This window comes from Pseudoalteromonas sp. UBA6610 (genome assembly GCF_002433295.1).
Taxonomy (GTDB): domain Bacteria; phylum Pseudomonadota; class Gammaproteobacteria; order Enterobacterales; family Alteromonadaceae; genus Pseudoalteromonas; species Pseudoalteromonas atlantica.
Genome location: NZ_DJHW01000100.1, coordinates 4,956 through 7,689, shown reverse-complemented (window position 1 = coordinate 7,689; position 2,734 = coordinate 4,956). Strand labels below are relative to the sequence as shown.

Annotated in this window: 3 protein-coding genes; 2 read left to right on the top strand and 1 reads right to left on the bottom strand. The window is 42.2% G+C overall.

The annotated features are described in order from the left end of the window. Window positions 1–66 precede the first annotated feature (66 nt). The gene (locus tag B4F91_RS13405; protein ID WP_096042518.1) at window positions 67–594 is read right to left on the bottom strand and encodes a sugar O-acetyltransferase; all 528 of its coding nucleotides are present in this window, start codon (window positions 592–594) and stop codon (window positions 67–69) included. 154 nt (window positions 595–748) lie between these two features. Between B4F91_RS13405 and B4F91_RS13400 the strand changes: the two genes are divergently transcribed. Both B4F91_RS13400 and glmS read left to right on the top strand, forming a co-directional pair. Beyond that, complete coding sequence (locus B4F91_RS13400; RefSeq protein ID WP_288635852.1) at window positions 749–1,513, top strand: DeoR/GlpR family DNA-binding transcription regulator; 765 nt, start codon at window positions 749–751, stop codon at window positions 1,511–1,513. A 46-nt stretch (window positions 1,514–1,559) separates the two neighbouring features. Next, the coding region (glmS, locus tag B4F91_RS13395; protein WP_288635851.1) for a glutamine--fructose-6-phosphate transaminase (isomerizing) at window positions 1,560–2,734 on the top strand (1,175 nt) is incomplete at its 3' end.

Here is a 2,734-nt window from a genome sequence, read left to right as displayed (position 1 = left end):
ATCTACTTCTAGAATGTAGGTCGGGCGAGCGTAGCGACTCCCGACGCTAAAAAACATCGATTATAATTATAGTGTTCTTATCTCACGAGCTGGATTACCAGCAACAACAGTATCCGCCTCTACACTTTTAGTAACTACAGATCCCGCACCAATAATACTGTTATCCCCAATGCATACGCCCGCTAAAATAATTGCACCTGCGCCAATCCACACGTTGTTGCCTATTGTAATAGGAGCAACAAAGTTTTCTTTATTCAGTCGCTGTGTAGGGTTAACAGCATGGGATACAGTCAATAGCTGAACATTGGGGCCAATTAAGCAGTCATCACCAATGCTGATAGCTCCTTCACTAATTGGGGCATCTAATACCGTACAGTTAATGTTTATGAAGCTACGATCACCAATAGCTATTTGATTACCATAATCGCAATGAAAACCTGATTCTATAATTACCCCTTCACCGCATTGAGCGAATAGCTCTTTAATGCGTTTTAAATTACCTTTACTCGGGCTTTTATTGAAGAGTCGGCATATTTCGCCTGTTTGTTTACGGAGGGCTAAAAGCTCTTTGTTTAAGCTATTAAATGGCTGCATTAAGGTTTCTTTGTTTAGTTAAGAGATGCTGTGACTATTTTACCTTTATTATTACTCGTTGAAAGCTGCTTTATTTTTGCTCGTTCACTTGCCATTTAATTAGTTTCGTTTAGAATTGCACATCTTTCGAAACGAAACTTAATCTACGAGCTTTATGACTAAACGAAACACCCAGCAACGCCGTCATTTAATACTTACTCAGGTAAATGAGCTAGGTGAAGTGGCTGTTGAAAAGCTTGCGGAGCAGTTTCAAACATCTGAAGTAACCATTCGTAAAGATTTAACCGCGCTTGAAAAAAGTGGCTTATTACTGCGCCGTTACGGCGGTGCTATCGCACTGCCAAAAGAAATCGTCACCGACGAAATAGACTCTAAGCGCAAAGTAGCAATAGCAAAGGCTGCTGCTGCACTTATAAAAGATCATAACCGCATTATTATTGATAGCGGGCGTACTACGGCCGCTATGATCCCAGAGCTTGCAAATAAGCACGGGTTAGTTGTAATGACTAACGCGATTAAAGTGGCGAGCCGTTTACTATCACTTGAAAACGAGCCAACACTTTTAATGACTGGCGGTACGTGGGATCCGCATTCTGAGTCGTTTCAGGGGCAAGTTGCCGAAAACGTATTATGCTCTTATGATTTTGATCAGCTATTTATTGGTGCAGACGGCATAGATGTAAAACGCGGCACGACTACCTTTAATGAGTTAGTCGGCTTAAGCCAAGTTATGGCAAAGGCCGCCCGTGAAGTAATAGTAATGGTTGAGTCAGATAAGATTGGCCGAAAAATACCAAATTTAGAATTACCGTGGAAAATAGTAACCACTTTAATAACCGATACTGGCTTAGCAGATGATAAACGCAAAGCGATTGAGGCGTGTGGTGTAAAACTAATTTGTGCAGAGATTATTGGATAGTAACTACAAAGCGAGTTACTAGAATTAAAAAATTAATGGAGACACTATGTGTGGAATAGTTGGGGCAGTTGCAGAACGTCCAGTAAATAAAATTTTAGTTGAAGGCCTTAAACGTCTTGAATACCGTGGTTACGACTCAGCAGGCGTAGCATTGCTTGATGGCAACACACTTAATACTGTAAAAGCAGTAGGTAAAGTAGTAAACGTAGAAGCCGCACTTGAGAAAGCAGGCGTTAGCGGTCATACAGGTATTGCACACACACGCTGGGCAACACACGGTAGTGTTACAGAAGAAAACGCTCATCCGCATGTATCAAATAACCAGCTAGCACTAGTGCATAACGGTATTATTGAAAACCACGCAAGTCTACGCGCATCGCTTAAAGAAGAAGGCTACGAGTTCCTATCTGAAACCGATACCGAAGTAATGGTGCACTTAGTTCATAAGCTTCGTAAGCAACACACTACGTTACTTGCATCTGTTCAAGCAGCGGTTAAGCAATTTGAAGGTGCATTTGGTACCGTTGTATTTGATAAAGCAAACGACAACGAAATCATCGTAGCGCGCTCAGGTAGCCCACTTGTTATAGGTTTAGGCCTTGGGGAAAACTTTATTGCCTCTGATCAGTTAGCACTATTACCGGTTACTCGTAGCTTTATCTTTTTAGAAGAAGGCGACGTAGCCCGCATTACGCGCGACACAGTAGAAATTTTTGATGAAAATGGTGATGCTGTAGAGCGTGAAGTTGTTGAATCAAACATCACACAAGATGCATCAGGCAAAGGCGATTACCGCCACTACATGCTAAAAGAAATCTACGAGCAACCACTTGCGGTACGCAATACCCTTGAAGGACGTTTAAACGACGACCGTGTAGCAATTGATGCCTTTGGCGACAGCGCTCAGCAAATATTTAAAGATGTAAAACACGTACAAATTATTGCCTGTGGTACGTCATACCACTCAGGTATGGTTGCACGTTACTGGCTTGAGCAATTGGCGGGTGTTAGCTGTAATGTAGAAATAGCTTCTGAATTTAGATACCGTCAGTCGTATGTACACGAAAACAGCCTACTTGTTACTATTTCACAATCGGGTGAGACTGCCGATACACTAGCTGCGTTACGCCTAGCTAAAGAGCAAGGTTACATGGCATCAATGACCATTTGTAACGTACCGGGTTCATCACTTGTGCGCGAATCTGACCTTGCCTTTATGAC